General features: G+C 35.0%; 3 protein-coding genes. 2 read left to right on the forward strand and 1 reads right to left on the reverse strand.

Annotated elements, in window-relative coordinates:
• The coding region (locus LG003_RS22780; RefSeq protein WP_262981733.1) for a helix-turn-helix domain-containing protein at positions 1-361 on the reverse strand (361 nt) is incomplete at its 3' end.
• 219 nt (positions 362-580) lie between these two features.
• Here LG003_RS22780 and LG003_RS23590 point away from each other — a divergent pair.
• Complete coding sequence (locus LG003_RS23590) at positions 581-859, forward strand: ATP-binding cassette domain-containing protein (protein WP_112879406.1); 279 nt, start codon at positions 581-583, stop codon at positions 857-859.
• Positions 796-1,161, forward strand: coding sequence for a hypothetical protein (locus LG003_RS22785; protein WP_112879386.1), 366 nt, complete (start codon positions 796-798; stop codon positions 1,159-1,161). The genes LG003_RS23590 and LG003_RS22785 overlap by 64 nt, the downstream gene beginning before the upstream one ends.
• Positions 1,162-1,721: the final 560 nt, after the last annotated feature.

Here is a 1,721-nt window from a genome sequence, read left to right on the forward strand (position 1 = left end):
CTATTTTATCTTTATAAATCAGTCTATAAATTGTCTCATGATGCAAAGATATCCCTTTACGTTGCTTTAAATAATCAGCCACCTGTTCAGGACTTAAGTCTTTCCAAATTAACCGTTTTATCCATTTTTTTACTTCCGGCGTTATTTTCACGGCTTTCTTAGCAAAATGACGACGAGCCAATACCTTCAAATGAGCCTGTTCAGGGCAGTATGTCTGGACTTCTTGATTTCTCTTCAATTCTCTGCTGATGGTCGACGGGCTTCGCTTAAGTGACTCAGCAATGAAAAGCTGTGAAAAACCCGCTTCTCTTAAACTGGAAATCTGGTATCTTTCTGTTTCGGTCAGTTGTGTATAGGCCATAGTGCATTTTCCTTTGGCGAGAAAGATGCCTACTATAGCAACTGACCGCCCTTCTGAAAAATTGCACTTATTAGTCGAATCTGCCCATTATATTGATATTGTATCTAAACATGACAATGAGAACATTATAACTATGAGAAATGTTAATTTCTCATATAATAGGATAAAAGATAATGCGTTGAATAGCATAAACCTACAATTTAAAAAAATAAAACATATATACTTGATGGTGAAAATGGAAGTGGTAAGAGTACACTTACAAATATAATTAGTGGATTATATTCAAATTTTTTAGGTGAAATTTCATCAAGCATTAATTCTGAAAAAATATTATATACCCGTTATCTTTCAAGCTGCCTTTTTGTTGGCTGCACTCACTCACCCCGGTCACATAGTTATCTATGCTCCCGGGGATTCGCTCCTTTGCCATCGCGATGCAACTTGAAATCCATAGGGTATATATTTCTCAAAACTTTAGACCTTTACCCATCACGTTGAAAGAGTTCATTGATCCTTTTAATAAACTCAATAACAATGACATTCTTAGAGTTATGCATCTTTTTGAACTAGACTTCATATCTGAAATAGATTTTAACTATTATTTGGTTGAGGGATTTGAGAATTATTTAAAATTATCAGGAGGGCAATGGCAAAGGATTTTAATGTCTAAGTCATATTTAAACTGTTTAAGCTATGATTTGGTTTTATTAGATGAAATAAATTCATCATTGGATTCAAATGGTGATAATTTATTTTATATGCTTATAAATTATTTGAATTCAAGAACAACAAAAAAATAGAAGATTATTTAGATGATAACGCTGTTAAGGTTAAACTTGTTAACAAAAGAAGATAATATAAATGGGAATAAAGGCGAGTAAGCTTGGCTTCTACTGTGCTAGGAAAAACATATTCGGGTGACCACAGATTTCAATCTGACAGGTTTAATTTTGGTTAACTCTTGGAGTCATCTTGAAAGGACATCGTATCGGTTATGTGCGGGTGAGTAGTTTTGATTAAAATCCAGAACGGCAACTTGAACATTCTGAAATAAATTGTTTATTGATAAAGCTTCCGGCAAAGACATACAGCGACCACAATTAGAAGGGGTAGTGACCCCTCGTGCCGGCTATGTCCGGTCAGTTTTCATGAATAGAGTTTTTAGTCCCGTTATTCTTTAAACCCTTAGTTCGGGGGTTTGAAGTCCATTGGAACGAAAACGTTTGTTCGTTGTTGATATGACATAGGCGAAAGATAGTTAAAGTGAGTATTGAAGTAAATTCGCCTGTAAGGGGCGAAAGAAAGTTTCAGAAAGCATTAGGAGTTGATACGCCCCGAAGCGGAGCATTACTTGTCTTTA

Origin of the sequence: Photorhabdus kleinii (assembly GCF_025384885.1) — a bacterium.
GTDB lineage: Bacteria > Pseudomonadota > Gammaproteobacteria > Enterobacterales > Enterobacteriaceae > Photorhabdus > Photorhabdus kayaii.

Excerpts from the sequence above, each read along its gene's own strand:
- LG003_RS22785 (WP_112879386.1), top strand. The coding sequence starts at position 796 with ATGCAACTTGAAATCCATAGGGTATATATTTCTCAAAACTTTAGACCT.